Raw genomic sequence first — 18,608 nt, forward strand, 5'->3', positions numbered from 1 at the left:
CCGACTCTTTTCGTTATACTGATGTATATCTGTTAATTTTGATTTCAGCTTGAGGGAATGTAAAGCTATTCCCTTTAAAAGGAACCCTAATGATTTTAAGTATGACTGGTTTTGCCTCCATTCAGCGTGAATTGCCAGGTGGCACGCTCAGCATCGAGCTGCGCTCAGTAAACCACCGTTTTCTGGACCTCACCCTTCGCACCCCAGAGGAGCTTCGCCCCTTAGAGGGAGGAATGCGAGAGCGCGTTGCTTCTAAATTAGCACGTGGCAAAGTTGAGTGCCGTGTTAATTGGAATGCCCGTGTCGGTGCTGAAGCCGCGTTACAACTTAATACTGAGTTATTACAACAGCTTTTAGCCGCTGCTGCCGTGGCTAAAAAAATTGCACCACAGGTGTCAGAATTACAACTGGGCGAACTGCTACGCTGGCCAGGCGTGTTATCTGCCCAAGTTGCTGCGCCAGAATCGTTAGGCACAGCCTGCTTAGAAGTGCTGGATGAAGCCCTTCTTGATTTTAGCGCCAGCCGTAGCCGCGAAGGCGATAAGCTTAAAGCGCATTTATTAGAACGCATTGCTGGCATGCAAATCATCGTTGATGATGTTACTCCATTGATTCCACAATTGGCAGCGGCATATGAATCGCGAATGAAGGCGCGTTTTTTGGATGCTCTGAGCTCTAATGAAGATGAGCGCGTGCGCCAAGAAATCGTTATTTTTGCGCAAAAAATTGATATTGATGAAGAACTATCACGTCTTAATGCCCATTTTAGCGAAATTCGCCGCATCTTAGAAAAAGGCGGTTCGGTGGGCAAACGCCTCGATTTCCTTATGCAAGAATTGAATCGTGAAGCCAATACACTTGGCTCAAAATCAGTGAGTGCCGAAACCAGCCGTGCATCTATTGAATTAAAAGTGCTTATAGAGCAAATGCGCGAACAAATTCAAAATATTGAGTAAAGTTTTAAGCCATCGTTTACTACTTGAGTTACACACGCCAAGCCCTGTTAATTCAGGGTTTTGTCGTTATCAGCTTGGGTTTTTTACATGAGTTGGCGTTGTTTAATGGCAGCCTCTGCTTGTGTAGGAGTAAAAAAACAATAGCGGTTTCGTCCTGATTTTTTTGCGTAGTACATCGCTTGATCGGCATGTTTAACTAAAGTTTCGATGTCTTGAGCATCGTTTGGATAACATGCAATACCAAGGCTGCCAGAGATAAGCGCTGTGTCTATTCCCAGTAAAAAAGGGTCTACCAAGGCGTCCACTAGCTTTTGCGCGATGATTTTTACATCTTTTGGGTCGATAATATTGGCTATGGCAACGATAAATTCGTCGCCACCAAGTCGCGCGACGATATCCGTTTCTCGTACGCAGCATTTGATGCGTCGCGCTACTTCTATCAGTAAGGCATCGCCCGAGTCGTGCCCTAACTCATCATTGATTTGTTTAAATTTATCTAGGTCGATCATTACCAAGTAGATTGGTAATTTACTGCGTTTGCTCAGTTTTATTTCATGCAGTAATCGTTCATGAAAGAAGCGGCGGTTAGCTAGCTCCGTAAGCGAATCGTAATTGGCTTGGTGCAAAATGGCTTCTTCAGAGTGTTTGCGCTCGGTGATGTCGCGGCCAATACCAATTAGCCCTTTGACCTGGCCATCTGCGCCAAAAAATGGCGTGCGCAACACTTCTACACAAGATTGATGTTGGTGTTCTTGATTGGTAATCCAGCGCTCGGATAAGTATTCGCGCCCACTAGTGAGCACTTGTTGATCACAGGCATAGAGATCTGTGGCGAGCTCTACAGGCATAAGATCGAAATCGGTTTTGCCTACGACTTGGGTTTCACTCAAAGAATGTATACGCTCAAATGCACGGTTGCAGCCCAAATAGCAGCCATCTGAAGATTTAAAAAAAATCATGTCAGGAATCGAATCCATTACACCCCGCAGCAGCATTTGGTCGCGCTTAGCGGTTGCTGCAACTTGGGATAGCTCTTGAGAGCTAAGCCGTAAAGCGTTCTCGAGTAAGAAGCGCTCTTCTTCAACTTGGTCGTAATAGTGGTCAATTGCGTTTAGAAAAATGCCTAACCGTGCATCATCGCGTAGCTCGGGCACGATATGTCGTTGTAGTTGACGATTCAGTAACCGGTGCATGAGGCCTTATTCCCTTAATGTAGTAATGGTCATGGTTTGATTGTGTAATTGGCAGTTCATCAAGGCGCCATGTGGCGCTAATTCACCATATGAGTAAAATCCCGTAATACTCATATTAGGTCCTAATATAGTTTGCACGGCTTCTAATTCTTCCTCGGCCATTTGGCCTAAAACCAAGCGTCTTCCTACGCAGCTTACTAAGAGGCATAGGCCAGGATTATCTGAGCCATCTAAACTGGCTTTTGCGGCATCCGCTGCGCTATCCACTAAATCGTCAAGCTGTGTGCGCATAAGGCGACAAATCGCTCCCTCAGGTACATCACCGGCAAATCGCAAACTTTGGGTGGCTTCGTCTATACCTAGCAAGGTGCGAACCAGTTTGCTGTCATCGTTGGGGAGCTTCACACTTAAGGGAAAGCGTAAGCCGCTGCCGGGTAAATCAATTGCCATATTCCCTAGGTACTTTTTGTACAGAGTTAGCGCCGGTTGGCCATCAATTTCCATAACAATATTGCCTGTGGAGCGGGTTACGATGCGCTCGGTACCAAACTCATGCCAACCTGCAAAACAAGTACTGCGTACTTGAATGTCGCCGTAGATCCCTAAAGCCGCAATACAGCCATTGCGGGCAGGGGCGTTGGCCATCACCCATGTGGCACCAAAACGAGTGCCATCACCAGCCAAACCGCCACTTACGGCAATTTCTTGTTCCCAAAAGCCCTTGGCTAGATCGCTGCCATTTACTTTTTGACCATCAGACAAAATAAAAATATGGCGTAGACCTTGTTCTTGTAGCGTGGCGAGCAAGTTTTTGCTTAAGGCAAGCAAATCACTGCTTTGCTCCGTATCCATAGCCACTAAACGTACTCGGCTATGCGTGAACTTCACTGCGGTGATGGCCATGTCCTGATCGCTTAATCTAGCCCCCAGCACATTACCCGCAGAGGAGCAGCCTAAAATACATGCCTTGGGGAAGCGCTGGCGTAGTTCAGAATAACAATCGGCACCATAAAAGTAAGGCGTGTCTGCAGCAATAAACACTAGATCTGCATCGCTAAGGTTTTGCCCAATTTCACCCCACCCTAGTGTGGGGGTCCAATACCACTGCTGCGTTTGCACAATTCATATCCTTTTTTAATTAGGCGTTTGTTGGGTATCGTGTATTGGCGTTTTCAAAAAAGCCTGCAAGATGCAGTTAATATTAAGATGAATTAGAAAAGTGATCGCTTGAATTCAAGCTGTCCTTGGAATAGGCGGTATAGAAGCAGTAAGATTCATTCTTTACTGCACTAGCACAAGGCATTATCAAGAGATGGTAGCGCTATAATTACTTTGGAAGCTATATGGTGGTGAAGGCTTGATGTCTTGTAAGCTTGTATTGGTAGTTTAAATAAAATATAGCTTATTTTTATTGTGAAATATTGGTAAGTAGGATGTTTAAATTTTGCTTCATAGGAAGTGTGCGGTTAGCCATTATACTCAGCACACCGATTGAGGCATGTAGCAAAGTGATGAGAATGGCCCTTGAGAAATGGCCGCCTTATATGTTTGTGGATGCTAAAGGTCAAGCTAGCTGGGCTAGATATTGAATTAGCTCAAGCCATATTTAAAGAAGCGGGCTGCCCATTGATTATTTTGGCGGAACTACCTTGAAAGCGCCGCTTAAATATGTTTATGAATGGCCATCTAGATCTGATACGCCAGAGCAGCGAAGCTTTAGTTGGCTTACTATCTGATGTTACGCAGGTCTTTAGGTGGAATGCGCTCTGCAGCTGATTGAGAAAATCCTAACCCATTGATTTTTCATAATGGGTGCGTAACATCAGTTACTACCCCTATAGAAAAGAATCAGTCAGCCTATTAGCGCCCAATGTGGGTTGGTATGGTGAGAGTTTTAAGGCGCATTCTTTGCGGCTGCATGAAGCGTATTTAGTCTCTCCATTGGAAGAAATATTTACTCAAGCCGTCAAAATGCTTGCTTCTCATCGTGCAGAGTTGGTTTTAGAGGGTACGGCGGCTTTAATTGATGAGGCTAAGAAAATGAATATTGAATTCAGCCCTTGCTATGGATATTAGTAATGATCAAGTGAGTTTTATGCTAAGCAAAAATAGTGTTACCTCAGAATATATTCAGGCTTTAAATACTGCAATTACTCGTTTAGAAAAATGCGGAGCACTGGCTAAGATTAGTGAAAATATGGCATGTAGTTTGGGAGTATTTGAATTTATGTAAAAGGTATTAAAGATGAATAAATATAGTCTGGTGCTGATTAAAACGTAGCTCAACAAGACTATAAAAAATATTGGGCTTTGCATGCTCATCACCAAACTATGACTTATATCCACTTTAAATATTAGTTATGCAGAATACCTTAATCAAGTTGTAGAAGAGGAGTCACCGTATTGGTTTTTATGCAATAGTACTGACAATGAGCATCAGAGCCACAATGAGTAATAAAACGGCACTGGTTTTTTGCAATACAGATTGTGTCGTGATGGCTGATCAAGTAATGGTTCAATGCGCTGAGTAAAATAGTAATGGGCACAGCAAACGGCAAATTAATAACGCAGAAAAGTAGCCTCTAAAATATGCGATATCGCCCGCCTTAAAACAAAAGCCCCTGCTTGATTGCCAAGCAGGGGCTTTATCATCAACGGTGTGATGAGCAGGGCTGTTTTAGATTACCGATGAGGCAGAAGCGTTACCTGGTTTTTTGTGAACGGCTGAGGCCGCAGATGCTGCGTGTTTTTTAGCTTGGGCTTTTTGCACTGTTGACGCTGCAGATGCTGCGTGTTTTTTAGCTTGGGCTTTTTGCACAGTGGACGCCGCAGATGCTGCGTGTTTTTTAGCTTGGGCTTTTTGCACAGTGGACGCGGCAGATGCTGCGTGTTTTTTAGCTTGGGCTTTCTGCACTGTGGACGCCGCAGATGCTGCGTGTTTTTTAGCTTGGGCTTTCTGCACTGTGGACGCCGCAGATGCTGCGTGTTTTTTAGCTTGGGCTTTTTGCACTGTGGACGCCGCAGATGCTGCGTGTTTTTTAGCTTGGGCTTTTTGCACTGTGGATGCTGCAGATGCGTGGTGTTTTGAGTGTTTTGCTGGTGCTACTTTAGTTGCGTGTGATTCAATTTTAATCGGAGTGGATGCAGATTCTGCTGCTACACCGAAAGCGGTAGTTGCAACAAATACTGTAGCAGCGATAGTGATGAGTAGTTTGTTCATGGCTTGGCTTCCTAATTTTAGGTCGGTGGTGGAGCGGACAAATTCAGTATCTACTCTCCGGATTCAGAGTTCGATAAGGCTTTGGTTGCGATGTGTAACCATCTGTTTTTTTGTAATTCATTTGGCATGTTTTGGCTAAATTACGAGCTTAAGTTTCGTTCGAAGTTCATCAAATCTGCGCCAGGTTTTAATGAATAAAGCTGTGCCAGCCTGCCGCCCGAGGAAATTTTTTCATCGCTGATATTAAAGATGCTGGATACCTCGATCCGGTGCATCAGGCTTTTGCGCTGCACTGGCTTTTCAATAATCGCTTCGGTCACCGATTTGAGTTGGGCAATGGTAAAGCGCTCTGGCAGGCAAAAAATCGGCATCATTGAATAGAGAGTTTTTTGTTGGAGCCGCTGTTTAGCTAATTCAATAATCTAGCAGCCTGTCGGACTTAGCATCAGTCAGCTGCAAAATCACCTGATCGGCCTATATTTCACCAGATTTTTGACCAATAACTCGTTATTGGCGCTGCAAATCCGGCAAAATCTGGTTTCGACCATGCGATTTTTCGCTTCGACCGTCTAAATCCGACAGGCTGCTAGCGGAACTTGACTGGCTTTATGCGTAATCAGCTCAGCTATGGTTTTGATGTAGAAACAATGCAGGAGTTGACAGCCATATTACTGGTGCTTACTCTGCTATTCCTTTCGCTATTTATATGGCAAAAGGGGCTGCATGCTTAGTTTTTCTACAATGCTTATTTTTTCAGCTGCTGCTCTGGCGTTAACCGTTACACCTGGTCCAGATATGTTGCTAATCGCTTCCTCTAGCGTGAGCCAAGGCAAAAGAGCGGGCTTTGCCACGCTGTCAGGCATTATAGCGGGCACGTATTGCCATGCCCTTGCGGCTGCTTTGGGCTTATCACAACTCTTATTACGCCTTCCCTTTGCTTTTAATCTGTTGCGCTTTGCCGGTGTGGCTTATCTATTTTATTTAGCATGGAAAACCTTTCGTTCTAAGGCCGCTGTTTTCTGCCCAAATGTCTCTATGCCAAAAATATCGGCTAGGCAGGCTTTTTTGCGTGGGCTGTTGACCAATCTGTTTAACCTAAAAATGATGTTGTTTGTGCTGGCTCTGTTTCCGCAGTTTGTAAGGCCTGAAGCAGGGGCCGTGGCGATGCAGATCATGCTGCTGGCGACAGTATTAAACCTGATTGGATTACTAGTAAATGGTGTGGTGATTTTTGCTGCGGGTAAATTAAGCACGTTGCAATCTGATCGTCCGAATGCATGGCCGCAGTATTTGTTATCGCTTGTGTTTGTTGGGCTGGCGGCGCGGTTGATGATTTTGTAAATGTGCGCTCGGCATCATATATATTTTTGAGCGGTGGTCTTGAAGCTATATGTTGCCTCTTGCGCTGACAGGGGGCTTTGGTCTCAACAAGGCTGAAGCGGTGATGTGGTTTTTAATGCTTAAAGTCAAGCATGTCGCTTTTGCACTCAGCCTATCGCGCTATCTGGCGTAATTTATTAGACAGCCTGTAGTATAGAGCGGCGCCACTTGCATGGGCGGTGGCTTTAGCTCACGGGAGAATACAATGAATCAGTTGCAAAAAATGCTGCTCGGTATCTGTGTTTTGGGCACTTTGCAGGCAGAAGCTGCTGCACCCATGGTTAAAACTTCGGCTCCGGGGTTTTATAGGGTAATGCTGGGAGATTTTGAAATCACTGCGCTTTCAGATGGTACGGTGGCCTTGCCGGTGAATACGCTGCTCACCAATATCAGCAAGGGGAAGATCGATAAGGCGTTGGCAAAGTCTTATTTAAGCAGCCCGCTAGAAACATCGGTGAATGCCTATCTGATTAATACTGGCGATAAGCTGGTACTGGTGGATACCGGCGCAGCAGGTTTATTTGGCCCGACCTTGGGGCATTTTATGGAAAACTTAAAAGCCGCAGGCTATCAGCCAGAGCAGATCGATGAAGTTTATATCACCCATTTGCACGGCGATCATATGGGTGGGTTAATGGTGGGCGAGCAGCTGGCGTTTCCTAATGCCGTGCTGCGAGTGGATCAGCGTGATATTGATTTCTGGCTAAGCCAAGCCAATATGGACGCGGCCCCAGAAGCGATGAAAGGCTTTTTTAAAGGCGCAGTGGCTTCAATTGGCCCTTGGGTTAAGGCAGGGAAGTTAAAGACTTTTGATGGCAATACGGATTTAATCCCTGGTGTGAAGTCGGTTTCTACCTATGGGCATACCCCAGGGCATAGCATTTATATGGTAGAAAGCCGTGGGCAAAAGCTGGCGCTTTGGGGTGATTTAATGCACGTTGCCGCGGTGCAATTTGCTACGCCTGAGGTGACGATTCAGTTTGATACTGATAGTAAATCCGCTGCCAAGCAGCGTCAGCAAGCTTATGCCGAAGCTGCAAAACAAGGCTATTTGATTGGCTCCGCTCATTTATCCTTCCCTGGGCTTGGGCATTTACGTAAGGTAGACAAGGGCTATAGCTGGCTACCAGTGAATTACTCGCCCATGTATGGTAAGTAAGTGATGTGAGTAAGGGCACGCCCGTCATTTTTTGCCTTAGCATAAAAGTGGCGGGTTTTTGACCTCCTTTTTGATCTGCAACCCATTTTATTTTTGTATCTAAGCACTCTTTTTCGGACTTATCAGTAAATGAAATATCTGGTCATTGGTCATCCCATTGCGCATAGCAAATCTCCCCAAATTCATCAGGCTTTTGCTGAACAATTTAATTTGCTGGATTTTACCTACGAGCGCTGCTTGGCTCCTTTAGATGGCTTTGCTGCGCTGCTGGCGGAGTTTGCAGAGGCAGGTGGTGGTGGGGTAAATGTCACAGTACCATTTAAAGAAGAAGCCTTTCGGTTGTGTACAGCGCTAACCGAGCGTGCCGCTGCTGCAGGGGCTGTGAATACCATTAAGTGTGCAGATGGCGTGCTGCTTGGCGACAATACCGATGGCGCAGGCTTGGTAGCAGATCTATTACGGCATACCGGCTTAGCAGGCAAGCGCATTTTGCTACTAGGGGCTGGGGGGGCGGCTTGTGGCGTGCTGCTGCCTTTATTGGCAGAAAAACCGCTGAGTTTAACCATTGCCAATCGCTCTGTAGCGCGGGCGATTAGTCTAGCCGAAAAATTTAGCGGCAATATAAAAATTACGGCGCAGGCTTTTGATACTTTAGCTGGTGAGTTTGATGTGATTATCAATGCCACTTCAGCGAGCTTGGCGGGGGATACGCTGCCCTTAGCCACTACTATTTTTGCTCGTGATTGTTTGGCTTACGACATGATGTATGGCAAGGGTGAAACGCCGTTTATGAAGCAAGCCCGCTTAGCGGGTGCCTCACAATGCAGCGATGGTTTAGGTATGTTGCTAGGGCAGGCGGCTGAGGCTTTTTATGTATGGACCGGTTTGCGTGCGGATGTGCAACCCGTATTAGCGGCAATGCGGGCAGCTTTGTAATGGCAAAGCGATCAGTCGCCGGCTGGTTAGGCCGTATATTCTTGGGTGTGCTGGCGCTATTTTTGCTCTGGAATCTATGGATTGTTGGGCATGTGTTGATGTGGAAATGGATTAATCCGTCCGCCACTTCTTTTATGAGCGAGCAACTGGGGCAATTGCAGCAAAATAATCCAGACGCCGAGCTACGGCATACATGGGTACCGTATGCGCAGATCTCCCCAAATCTAAAACGCGCCCTAGTGGCGAGTGAAGACGCAAAGTTTCTAGATCATGAGGGTTTTGATTGGGAGGGGATTCAGGTGGCTTGGGAGAAAAACCTAAAGAAGGGCCGTATTGTGGCGGGAGGCTCGACCATTAGCCAACAGCTCGCAAAAAACCTATTTTTATCGAGCGCCCGCAATCCGCTGCGCAAAGTAGAGGAAGCTATTATCACCGTGATGCTGGAAGCCATCTTAGATAAGCGGCGCATTTTTGAAATCTATTTAAATGTGATCGAGTGGGGCAATGGTGTTTTTGGCGCGGAGGCCGCGGCGCGTTACTACTACAAAACCAGTGCGGCCCGTTTAGGCGCAAGCCAAAGCGCTAAATTAGCTTCGATGGTGACTAATCCACGCTATTACGATAAAAACCGCAGTGATCGCAAGCTGCTGCGTAAAAGTAGTATTGTTTTACGCCGCATGCCTTATGCAGATATTCCTTAATTTTTACCTGTTCTTGATTTGCCGCTGTAAATCAAGGACCGATAGCGGTTTATTCGCTTTTTGTAAATTGAATATTAGGAAATTTACTTTGCGTTGAAGGCTGTTTTTTATAAGAAATAAAATAGATCTGATATTTTACTTACGTATATTTGTTTTGTTATTATTTTGCAGTGTGTTTAGCTGACGTATATATGCAATTGTTAGTCAGTTCACAGTCAAATATCTTGAGTAAGTGAATTAAACAGAATATTCTGCAGTAATTCTCCCTAACGGCCTTATCCTAATGGCACAACATGCTGAAATTAATCGCTTAATTGCTGAATGTGATCGCCTTGTTTATCTTGATCCCAATCTAAGCTTGAAATATGCAGAAGAGGCTTACGCCTTGTTGGCGGGCTGCGACATCCCGATGCTTGTGCGCGTCACGCTGGCTTACTCACGCTCACTGATGGCATTTGGCCGAATTGAGGAGTCCCTTGCTTGCCTGCTTAAAGCACTGACGCAGACAGAGGTGGAGAATCAGCGCGCGGTGCAAGAAGATTTACTCCAAGAGCTAGCCGTAAGCTATTACAGCATGGGGCAATACGAAGAGGCCGCAGAGTATTGGGCGGATTGCATTAATAGTGCAGATTTTTCTGCAGCAGCAAAGCTTAATGGGCATATAGGTATTGGCATGATTTATTTTGCCTACGGCCAGATTGAGCAGGCTTTAGCTCAGCATAAAATGGCAGTTTCCTTGCTCAATCATCAAATGCCAGCCATAAGCCATGCACGGGCTTGGATTAATCTGGCATCCAGTTATTTTCAATTAAAGCAATGGCATGAAAGTCAACATGCTTTGTTGATGGCCTACCCCTTTGCCCAAGGGGCGGATCATCAAGAATTTGTTGCTGAGATTTATCTCTGCATGGCACAGATTGCCTTAGAAACGAATAACTTAGATGTCGCAAGGAAAAAGTTAGCGCAGGCTAAGCGCTGTTGTAAGGTTTGGGTTTGGGGAGAAATGCAGCAGCAGTTACTACATGGGCGTATTTTTCTTGCCACTGGTCGCTTGGATGAGGCTATTTGTTATTTTAAACAGGGCCTGAAAAACGCCAATGAGATGGGAGCGAGTAAGTACATACTCAAGGCTTATCACTTTCTTTCGATGGCATACCAGCGCGCTGGGGATAAGGAAAATGCAGAAAGTGCCTATGGAAACTATCAAGCCGCTTGTGTGCGATGCGAGATATCCAGCCAAGGCGATTGCTTACAAAAAATAGGTAAGTTACTGACTTTTAAAAAGGATTCTGTGGAAATGCTGCACTGCGCATAGATTGTCATAACTACAAGTGTTAAGATTGGAAGCGTAAACTAAATGTCAATTTGGTGTCATAATGCTTGCGTCCCCTGTCGATCAGCTCCTGCAGCGAGCTAAGCAATTAATTTCTTCCCGCAGCGTTGATTCGCTGGGGTTTGCGACGCAGGCGTGTGACTTGGCTGTGCAGCTTGGCTGCCGTTTAAGTGAGGCAGCAGCTTTAACGGTTTATTCCAGCGTCTTACAGCTACTTGGCCAGCATCGTGAGGCAATCAAGATCTTAGATAAGGTCTTAGATATCGCAGAAACCGATGAGCTGGGTGTGTGGCGAGGGGAAGCCTTACAGCTTATGGGGGTTAATACTTACATATTGGGTGAGTATGAAAGCGCTGAGAAATATTGGTTCTGCTGCTTAGAGCTCTCAGCACAGGCCATAGAAACCACACAGCGTTTATGTGCCCATATTGGCTTAGGGCAACTTTATTATGCTCATGAGCAATTTGAAGTAGCGCTTATTCATCATAAAATGGCGCAAGATTTAGCAAAAAAAGAACATAATGCCAATTACCAAAGTATCTGCCTTATTAATATCGCCATTGATCTTTATCGTTTAAATCGTCTAGATGACGCAATGTCAATTGCAAGGCAAGCGCTCCCTTTGGTACGCGCCGAAGGCAATTACGAGCTAGAGGCGGAGGTGTATAGCGTTTTCGGTTTAATTCGGTTAGAGCGTGGGGATGTAGAACGCGCTAGGATGAATTTTCTGGTGGCTTTAAAAATTAATCGTCTACATATTAATACTTGGAATGAAGCAGCTAATTTGCTGGCCTTAGGGCGTTGTTCTTTAGCTGGGGGTGAGTATGAAGCAGCGCTGGATGAATTGCATCGTGCATTTGCCGTAGCAGATGTGATGGAATCACAGAAATTATTAGCGGATATTCATGAAATATTTTCGCATGTGTATCAAAAAATGAATTTGCCAGAAAAAAAAGAGCAACATGAGTTAGCGCATAAAAAACTACGTATATTACTACTAGAGCAATCTGCATCTGCACAGCTGCGCTCAATGGAGCTGGCATTGTTAGTGCCTAGCTAAGCATTAGATGCAAAAGCGCCCATTTCTTAGAAACAGCAAGAAGGCATTCAATAAAAATGATAGCCGTGGTTTTATTTAATACGATTTACCTTGATCTAATGGATTAGTATGTCCTAATTTGATGGTAGATTAATGTTACGAGCGAAAGCGCCAGTATGTCTATTCATGATTCCATTGATGAAATAAATATCCGTGCCCGCCAGATCAGCTTGGTAAATAAGCCTGAGGCGTTTCAGCTTGCAGAATCTGCGTGTCAGCTTGCCACCCAGTCTAAATATAATTTGGGCTATGCCCAGGGGCTACTCAATCAAGCCTTAGCCTTGGCGCAAAGTCCCACCTTTGATGAAAGCATGGCTTTAATGCGGCATAGCTTGTTGCTAGGCGAAGAGCATTCTTTACGTGAGCATGTAGTAGATTGCTTGCAAGAAATTGCCGGTGCTTATTACGCACAATGCCAATATGATTTATCCTTACAGTATTGGTCTTATTGCTTGGATCTTTCTTTAAATATTACTAATAATGAAGCTTATATTCAAGCGCACATTGGCATAGGCCAAATTTATTTTGCTCATGATGATTTCCCTAGCGCATTAGAACACTATCAACAGGCTGCTGAGTATTTACCAAGAATTAATAATGATAAATTAACGGCTTCTTTGTTAATTAATTTAGGTGCTGTTTATTTGTCTCTAATGCAATACGATAAAGCTTTGTTGGCTTTGAAAGATGGCTTGCTTCAGGCTAAAAAAATAAATAATCATGAATGTATTTCTGAGTCTTTATGCTTGATTGGCCAAGTTGAATGGGCATTGGGGATAAAAAATTCTGCACATAAAAATCTGCAACAAGCACTTAAGCTTAATAAAAAATTAAATAATCAATGGGGTATTGCAGTCAATTTATTAGCTTTAGGTAGAATGAGTTTAGAAAAAGGAGATGATAAATTATCCTTGAAATATTTAACCCTAGGTTTGTCTAATGCGATGCAAAGAAGTTCTGTAAATTTAGTATTGCAATTTGAGCAGTTATTGGCAGAATTGGCTGAGCGGCGTGGCGATTATAAATTGGCATTTGAACATTTAAAGCGTTTTAGCTTAGGTCTACAAACATTTAATAACCAACTTTCCCCTCATAAATTGCATGCAATGAAAATGCAATTAGAAATGGAAAACGCGCGCTTAGAAAACGATGATTTACGCCGTCAGCGGGCAAGCCAGCATAGGGAAATTCAGCGGGTAGAGCGGCTGGCTAGTTACGATGGGTTAACCGGCATTTTAAATCGTCGTGGCTTAGAGGAGCAGGGGTGTGAGCTGTTTTTACGCCAATGCCAAAGCCAGAAATCGTTGTCAGTGTTAATGATTGATGTGGATCATTTTAAGCGGGTGAATGATCGTTGTGGCCATCCAGTGGGCGATAAAGTATTGCGGCAGATTGCTGCGTTACTTAAATCGGGTTGTCGTCAAGATGATTTAGTCGGGCGCTATGGGGGTGAGGAGTTTGTGGTGCTTTTGCCAAACCATGAAGGCGTGGCAGCAACAGAAGTAGGGGAGCGGCTGCGTAGCCTAGTCGATGCTTGGATTTGGTCAAGAATCCATCCAGAACTAAGCATCACCATCAGCGTAGGCATTGCAAGTATTGTGGATGATACTTCATTAGAAGCCTTGCTTAGTCGCTCTGATCAGTGCCTGTATCAAGCTAAGCAGCAGGGGCGCAATCGGGTGGTGGTTTAAGCATTGTTCTAGCTGTTTTGGGGCTGGTTTTAAGCCGTTTATCTACGCTTCGTTTTTCCTCAAGATTCTTAAATCTAGGTCTTATATAGATAATGGCTATAGAAATCTAGGTCTTATATAGATAATGGCTATAGAAATAGTTCGTTTTGTTGCATTACGGCTATTTTTTTCATTAGCCTATATTGTGCTTAAGCCATTAAAAATGGGCGTTTAAAGCTAGGGTGGTGATGCCCCCACAAAAAATGGGGCTATAACAATGGGGGTTTTCCGATAAAATCGAGGCTCCCATGACCCGCAAGCCCTAAGAGTCCCTCCATGGCCGAGCCTATTAATACTCCCATTCCACTTCAGCAGCATGCTGCGCATGATCGCCTGCGCGAAATTCCTTACAATTACACCTCGTTTTCCGATCGTGAGATTGTGATTCGCTTGCTTGGGGATGATGCCTGGCAAGTGCTGGATGATCTGCGCCAGCAACGTAAAACCGGCCGGTCTGCGCGGATGTTGTTTGAAGTGCTGGGCGATATCTGGGTTGTGAAGCGTAATCCCTATCTGCAAGATGATTTACTCGATAATCCTAAGCGCCTGAATATGCTGGCTGAAGCTATGCATCACCGTGTGCATGAGATCGAAAAACGTCGTCAAGAAAACACCCAGGTTGCGTTGCTGATTGATCGCACCCGCGAGGCGGTAGAGCGCTTTGAGCGTGAGTTTATCGATGTGGCTCTGCTGCGCCGTAAAGTGCTCAAAAAAATGGGCCGCATTACTCGCAATGACAATATTTGTTTTGATGGCTTGGCGCGGGTCAGCCATGTAACGGACGCCACCGACTGGCGTGTTGAATACCCCTTTGTGGTGCTGGCCCCGATACCGAAGAAGAAATGGCCCCCTTGGTGGCCGCCTGTATTGAGTTGGGTTTAACCATTATCCCGCGTGGCGGTGGTACGGGTTACACCGGTGGTGCCGTGCCGCTGACGGCGCTCTCTGCCGTGATTAACACAGAAAAACTCGACCAACATAATGGGGTTGAATATCGTGAGCTGCCTGGCGTTGAGGGCAAAGTAGCAACGATTCAGTGCGGCGCAGGGGTAGTAACACGCCGCGTGATGGAAACCGCCGAAGCTGCGGGGCTGGCTTTTGCGGTTGATCCAACCTCGGCAGATGCCTCCTGTATTGGCGGCAATGTGGCGATGAATGCGGGTGGTAAAAAGGCGGTGCTATGGGGCACTGCACTGGATAATCTGGTGAGCTGGAAGATGGTTGATCCAGACGGCAACTGGATGTTTATCGAGCGCATGGATCACAATATGGGCAAGATCCATGATGCCAAACAAGCCACATTCCGTATTCGCAAATTTAAGCCCGATGGCAAAACACTGATCAGCGATGAAAACTTGGTGATCCCTGGCAATAAATTTCGCAAGGAAGGCCTAGGTAAAGACGTAACTGATAAATTCCTTTCCGGCCTGCCGGGTATTCAGAAAGAAGGCACCGACGGGCTGATTACCAGCGCCCGCTTTGTGCTGCACCGCATGCCCGCGCATGTGCGCACCGTTTGCCTAGAGTTTTTTGGTGAAGTGAGCCGCGCTGTGCCATCGATTGTAGAAATCAAAGATTATCTGGATGCGCATTCCAGTGTGCAGCTAGCTGGGCTGGAGCATTTAGATTGGCGCTATGTGCGTGCCGTAGGCTACGCCACCAAGGCCAAGGGCCATGGCCGGCCTAAAATGGTGCTGGTGGCTGATTTAGTCTCGGACGATGAAAATGCGGTTGGTGAGGCAGCCAGCCACGTGGTGAAGTTGGCTAATGTACGTGGCGGTGAAGGCTTTGTAGCGGTAACACCAGAGGCAAGAAAGAAATTCTGGCTTGATCGCGCCCGCACTGCAGCGATTGCGCGCCACACCAATGCATTTAAAGTAAATGAAGACGTGGTCATTCCGCTGCCCCGCTTGGGTGAGTATTCCGACGCCATTGAGCGGATTAATATCGAGCTGTCTTTAAACAGCAAGCTGGATCTGCTGGATAAGCTGCAAGATTTCTTTGCTCATGGCCGCCTGCCGGTGGATGCTGGGGACGCGCCGGTTAGCGCAGAAGAATTTATTGGCGATCGGCGTGAAAGCGCGTTGGCGCTGATTGAGAAATCACGCTTTCACTGGCAGTGGATTTTTGATCACCTCGATGATTCCTTCGAGCTATACCGCGCCGCCTTCCCAACCATGCCTTTAGAAAAAGAGCTGATTGGCGATGATATTCCGCAAAGTGTGTTCCTTGCGCTGCGTGATTTTGTGCTGCGGGTAAGCTGGAAGCGCGAGTTGATGGGCGAGCTGGAAACATTGTTCTCTGGCCGTACCGATAAATCCATTATGGAGCTGGTGTTTGCCATTCAGCAGAAAGTGCTGAAAGGCCGCACTTGGGTTGCGCTGCATATGCACGCTGGCGACGGCAATGTGCATACCAATATCCCCGTGAACTCTGATGACTATGAAATGCTGCAACGCGCGCACAAAGCCGTGGCGCGGATTATGGGCGTGGCTAGAAACCTGAACGGGGTGATCTCTGGTGAACACGGTATTGGCATTACCAAGTACGAATTTTTAAGCCGCGAAGAGTTGCTGCCGTTTGAAGCCTATAAGCAGCGGGTAGACCCAAACGGCCACTTTAATAAGGGCAAGCTGATGCCAGGGGCGGATCTGGCGAATGCCTACACGCCATCATTTAGCCTGCTCGGGGCCGAATCGCTGATCTTAGAAGCGTCCGACATCGGCGAGATCAGCAATAGCGTAAAAGACTGCCTGCGCTGCGGCAAATGTAAGCCGGTGTGTAGCACGCACGTGCCTCGGGCTAATTTGCTGTACAGCCCGCGTAATAAAATTCTGGCAACGGGCTTACTCACCGAAGCGTTTTTATACGAAGAGCAAACGCGCCGTGGCGTGTCACTCAAGCATTTTGATGAGCTAGGGGACGTGGCTGACCATTGCACGGTATGCCATCGCTGCTTAAATCCTTGCCCAGTGAATATCGATTTTGGTGATGTTTCGGTGGCCATGCGTAATTTCTTGCGCAAAGAGGGCAAAAAGAAATTTAACCCGATCACCGCACTGGGTATGGGTTTCTTAACTATTAAAGACCCCGCCACCATCAAGTTGATCCGCAAAGTGACTATTGAGTGGGGCTATAAAGGGCAGCGGCTGGCGCATGCCATCGCCAAACGTATGGGCTTACTGAAGCCTGCCTTGAAAGCGCCGCCTGCCACGCTGGGCAAGGCTTCGATCAAAACGCAGGTGATTCATTTTATTAATAAGCCAATGCCAGGTGGCCTGCCTAAGAAAACCGCCCGTGCCCTCTTGGATGTAGAAGACGCAACGACCGTGCCGGTGATTCGTGATCCGCAAAGGATGAATGAAGAGCAGGAATCCGTGTTTTATTTTCCTGGATGTGGCTCGGAGCGCTTATTTAGCCAGGTGGGGCTCGCCACGCAAGCCATGCTTTGGCATGTGGGCACCACTACCGTACTGCCACCGGGCTATCTATGCTGCGGCTATCCACAAACATCGGGTGGTGAGAAAGACAAGGGCGATAAGATCACTATGGATAATCGCGTGTTATTTCACCGCCTTGCCACCACGCTCAATTACCTTGATATCAAAACGGTGATTGTGTCTTGCGGCACCTGTATGGATCAGCTGCAAAGGTATCAGTTTGAGCTGATCTTCCCCGGCTGCCGTCTTTTAGATATTCACGAATATCTGCTGGAAAAAGGCGTGAAATTGCAGGGCGTAAGCGGTGAGCGTTATATGTACCACGAGCCATGTCACACCCCGATGAAAACTTATAAAGGCATCGATGTGGCCAACCAGCTGATGGGCGAAAAAGTGGAGCTGAACGATCGCTGCTGTGGTGAATCAGGTACTTTTGGCGTATCCAAACCGCAAATCGCCACGCAAGTACGCTTCAGAAAAGAAGAGGAAATGAAAAAAGGCGCAGATAAATTACGCGCCGAATCTGGCGTACTGGTGGATAAAGCTGGCAAGCCCGCGCCAGTAAAAATCCTCACATCATGCCCATCCTGCCTGCAAGGCTTAAGCCGCTATAACGACGATGCAGGCACCACCGCTGACTACATCGTGGTTGAAATTGCTAAAACGATACTCGGTGAAAACTGGATGCCGGAATACGTAGCAAAAGCACGCAATGGTGGGATTGAGCGGGTGCTGTTGTAAGGTTGATAAAGCGTGGGTATGGGGATCGCCATCATATTAAAGTGTGGTGGGTGATATAGGGTGGCCACCCGTCCCACGCGTTTTCGCAAACCTGAGATAGGGGCTTAAACATGCCTCGCCATCGGCGTGCAGTAGTGATGGGAGGCGGCTATTTTTTTACGGTAGTTACCTATCAGCGCCGAGCTATATGTGATGCCTTTATGCGTCTAGTGTACGTTGCAATTGAAGAGGTGCGAGCCTCTCGCCCATTTATCATTGATGCATGAGTTTTATTGCCAGATCATTTACATTGCATTTGGATATAGCCATCTACCCCGATCAAACTGAGGTAAGTAGCGCCGTTTTTTTACGTGCGGTGCATCGTATTTGTCCCGTAAAAATCAAGACTATTTTGACCGACAATGGCACTCACAAACCGACCATTTTACCCGTAAAGCGAAGGCGCCGAGCGGGCAGCATGTGTTTGATCGTGAGGTGCCGTACTGAAAATTGAGCACTGCCTTATTCCCTCACGCCCCCCGCAAACAAACGGAATGGTGGAGCGTTTCAATGAGCGAATTAGCGAGGTCATTGAGTAAACGCGCTTTGCCTTATTGGCTGAGCTAAAAGTGACTATGGAGAATTATTTAAAGACCTACAGTTACCACATTCCACAAAAAGCACTTGATCACGAACCCCCTATTCAACCAATGAAAAAATGGCAAGAAAACAAATCTGAAT

The 18,608-nt window shown here is 46.4% G+C and carries 15 protein-coding genes and 1 pseudogene; 12 read left to right on the forward strand and 4 right to left on the reverse strand.

The window, feature by feature from the left end; translation table 11 throughout:
- The first annotated feature begins 89 nt into the window (after positions 1–89).
- Positions 90–956: a YicC/YloC family endoribonuclease gene (locus C1H71_RS12515; RefSeq protein ID WP_130106834.1), complete on the forward strand. Its 867-nt coding sequence runs from the start codon at positions 90–92 to the stop codon at positions 954–956.
- Positions 957–1,039: 83 nt separating this feature from the next.
- On the opposite strand, the gene C1H71_RS12520 is transcribed toward C1H71_RS12515, so the two are convergent.
- Both C1H71_RS12520 and C1H71_RS12525 read right to left on the reverse strand, forming a co-directional pair.
- Positions 1,040–2,149, reverse strand: a complete 1,110-nt coding sequence (locus C1H71_RS12520) for a GGDEF domain-containing protein (protein ID WP_130106835.1) — start codon at positions 2,147–2,149, stop codon at positions 1,040–1,042.
- 6 nt (positions 2,150–2,155) lie between these two features.
- Complete coding sequence (locus C1H71_RS12525) at positions 2,156–3,268, reverse strand: FIST signal transduction protein (RefSeq protein ID WP_130106836.1); 1,113 nt, start codon at positions 3,266–3,268, stop codon at positions 2,156–2,158.
- A 693-nt stretch (positions 3,269–3,961) separates the two neighbouring features.
- On the opposite strand from C1H71_RS12525, the gene C1H71_RS12530 reads away from it, so the two are divergent.
- Positions 3,962–4,225: a hypothetical protein gene (locus C1H71_RS12530; RefSeq protein WP_130106837.1), complete on the forward strand. Its 264-nt coding sequence runs from the start codon at positions 3,962–3,964 to the stop codon at positions 4,223–4,225.
- Complete coding sequence (locus C1H71_RS20680) at positions 4,215–4,382, forward strand: hypothetical protein (RefSeq protein ID WP_188053246.1); 168 nt, start codon at positions 4,215–4,217, stop codon at positions 4,380–4,382. Before C1H71_RS12530 ends, C1H71_RS20680 begins: the two co-directional genes overlap by 11 nt.
- Positions 4,383–4,826: 444 nt before the next feature.
- Here C1H71_RS20680 and C1H71_RS12535 read toward each other — a convergent pair whose 3' ends face one another.
- Together C1H71_RS12535 and C1H71_RS12540 are read right to left on the reverse strand one after the other, a co-directional pair.
- Entirely contained in the window at positions 4,827–5,369 is a 543-nt protein-coding gene (locus tag C1H71_RS12535) for a hypothetical protein (protein WP_130106838.1), read from the reverse strand.
- 140 nt (positions 5,370–5,509) lie between these two features.
- Entirely contained in the window at positions 5,510–5,743 is a 234-nt protein-coding gene (locus C1H71_RS12540) for an NrtR DNA-binding winged helix domain-containing protein (RefSeq protein ID WP_130106839.1), read from the reverse strand.
- A 349-nt stretch (positions 5,744–6,092) separates the two neighbouring features.
- Here C1H71_RS12540 and C1H71_RS12545 point away from each other — a divergent pair, with 349 nt between their 5' ends.
- The 9 genes and pseudogenes from C1H71_RS12545 (at position 6,093) to C1H71_RS12580 (ending at position 17,888) form a co-directional block, all read left to right on the forward strand.
- The gene (locus C1H71_RS12545; RefSeq protein ID WP_130106840.1) at positions 6,093–6,710 is read left to right on the forward strand and encodes a LysE family translocator; all 618 of its coding nucleotides are present in this window, start codon (positions 6,093–6,095) and stop codon (positions 6,708–6,710) included.
- A gap of 49 nt (positions 6,711–6,759) precedes the next feature.
- The gene (locus C1H71_RS21490; RefSeq protein ID WP_262488286.1) at positions 6,760–6,882 is read left to right on the forward strand and encodes a hypothetical protein; all 123 of its coding nucleotides are present in this window, start codon (positions 6,760–6,762) and stop codon (positions 6,880–6,882) included.
- 72 nt (positions 6,883–6,954) lie between these two features.
- Positions 6,955–7,908, forward strand: coding sequence for an MBL fold metallo-hydrolase (locus tag C1H71_RS12550; RefSeq protein WP_188053248.1), 954 nt, complete (start codon positions 6,955–6,957; stop codon positions 7,906–7,908).
- 129 nt (positions 7,909–8,037) lie between these two features.
- Positions 8,038–8,844 (forward strand): shikimate dehydrogenase, encoded by an 807-nt coding sequence (aroE, locus tag C1H71_RS12555; protein ID WP_130106842.1) that lies wholly within the window; start codon positions 8,038–8,040, stop codon positions 8,842–8,844.
- Positions 8,844–9,545, forward strand: coding sequence for a monofunctional biosynthetic peptidoglycan transglycosylase (gene mtgA / locus C1H71_RS12560; protein WP_130106843.1), 702 nt, complete (start codon positions 8,844–8,846; stop codon positions 9,543–9,545). The genes aroE and mtgA overlap by 1 nt, the downstream gene beginning before the upstream one ends.
- A 283-nt stretch (positions 9,546–9,828) precedes the next feature.
- Positions 9,829–10,860, forward strand: coding sequence for a tetratricopeptide repeat protein (locus C1H71_RS12565; protein ID WP_130106844.1), 1,032 nt, complete (start codon positions 9,829–9,831; stop codon positions 10,858–10,860).
- Between the two features lie 61 nt (positions 10,861–10,921).
- Positions 10,922–11,938, forward strand: a complete 1,017-nt coding sequence (locus C1H71_RS12570; protein ID WP_130106845.1) for a tetratricopeptide repeat protein — start codon at positions 10,922–10,924, stop codon at positions 11,936–11,938.
- Positions 11,939–12,093: 155 nt separating this feature from the next.
- Entirely contained in the window at positions 12,094–13,668 is a 1,575-nt protein-coding gene (locus C1H71_RS12575) for a tetratricopeptide repeat-containing diguanylate cyclase (protein ID WP_130106846.1), read from the forward strand.
- A gap of 315 nt (positions 13,669–13,983) precedes the next feature.
- Positions 13,984–17,888: pseudogene (locus tag C1H71_RS12580) on the forward strand (DUF3683 domain-containing protein).
- The last annotated feature ends 720 nt before the right edge of the window (positions 17,889–18,608 follow it).

It is taken from the genome of Iodobacter fluviatilis (assembly GCF_004194535.1).
Lineage (GTDB): Bacteria > Pseudomonadota > Gammaproteobacteria > Burkholderiales > Chitinibacteraceae > Iodobacter > Iodobacter fluviatilis_A.

Excerpts from the sequence above, each read along its gene's own strand:
- C1H71_RS12550 (WP_188053248.1), top strand. The coding sequence starts at position 6,955 with ATGAATCAGTTGCAAAAAATGCTGCTCGGTATCTGTGTTTTGGGCACT.
- C1H71_RS12540 (WP_130106839.1), bottom strand. The coding sequence starts at position 5,743 with ATGATGCCGATTTTTTGCCTGCCAGAGCGCTTTACCATTGCCCAACTC.
- C1H71_RS12515 (WP_130106834.1), top strand. The coding sequence starts at position 90 with ATGATTTTAAGTATGACTGGTTTTGCCTCCATTCAGCGTGAATTGCCA.
- C1H71_RS12565 (WP_130106844.1), top strand. The coding sequence starts at position 9,829 with ATGGCACAACATGCTGAAATTAATCGCTTAATTGCTGAATGTGATCGC.
- C1H71_RS12545 (WP_130106840.1), top strand. The coding sequence starts at position 6,093 with ATGCTTAGTTTTTCTACAATGCTTATTTTTTCAGCTGCTGCTCTGGCG.
- C1H71_RS12520 (WP_130106835.1), bottom strand. The coding sequence starts at position 2,149 with ATGCACCGGTTACTGAATCGTCAACTACAACGACATATCGTGCCCGAG.
- mtgA (WP_130106843.1), top strand. The coding sequence starts at position 8,844 with ATGGCAAAGCGATCAGTCGCCGGCTGGTTAGGCCGTATATTCTTGGGT.
- C1H71_RS21490 (WP_262488286.1), top strand. The coding sequence starts at position 6,760 with ATGTTGCCTCTTGCGCTGACAGGGGGCTTTGGTCTCAACAAGGCTGAA.
- C1H71_RS12570 (WP_130106845.1), top strand. The coding sequence starts at position 10,922 with ATGCTTGCGTCCCCTGTCGATCAGCTCCTGCAGCGAGCTAAGCAATTA.
- C1H71_RS12535 (WP_130106838.1), bottom strand. The coding sequence starts at position 5,369 with ATGAACAAACTACTCATCACTATCGCTGCTACAGTATTTGTTGCAACT.
- C1H71_RS12575 (WP_130106846.1), top strand. The coding sequence starts at position 12,094 with ATGTCTATTCATGATTCCATTGATGAAATAAATATCCGTGCCCGCCAG.
- aroE (WP_130106842.1), top strand. The coding sequence starts at position 8,038 with ATGAAATATCTGGTCATTGGTCATCCCATTGCGCATAGCAAATCTCCC.
- C1H71_RS20680 (WP_188053246.1), top strand. The coding sequence starts at position 4,215 with ATGGATATTAGTAATGATCAAGTGAGTTTTATGCTAAGCAAAAATAGT.